This window comes from Roseovarius halophilus (ex Wu et al. 2025) (assembly GCF_047086965.1).
In genome coordinates, this window is sequence record NZ_JBKOTX010000588.1 from 1 (window position 1) to 365 (window position 365).

The window sequence follows — 365 nt, forward strand, 5'->3', positions numbered from 1 at the left end:
GCCGTGCGGTTGTCCACGCTGAGCTCTTGCGGCGAGGTGCCGAGGCGCCGCGCGGCGGCCGGATCGCTCTCGGCGGCATCGAGCACGGCCTCCAGCCCGGCCAGCGCCGCGAAAATGCCGTTGGCGCGGACATAGTCGGCAATGTCGCCGGGGGTCAGCTCGGGATGGTACTGGGTGCCGCGGAAATCCACCCCGTCCGCCGTGATGCTCATGGCCTGCACGGGCGAATGATCGTTTCCGGCCAGCAGGCGCGCGGCGGCCGGCAGGCGGCGCACCTCGTCGCGGTGGATGCAGGGCACGGCGAAACCGTCCACGCGGCCCGACAGCATGGGATGCGCGCGCCCTTCGGCGGTCAGCCGGATGTC

Annotated in this window: 1 protein-coding gene; it reads right to left on the bottom strand. The window is 72.6% G+C overall.

The annotated features are described in order from the left end of the window. Positions 1-365 (bottom strand): hypothetical protein (locus tag ACH107_RS33615; protein WP_412509902.1); only part of this gene is annotated, 365 nt, incomplete at both ends.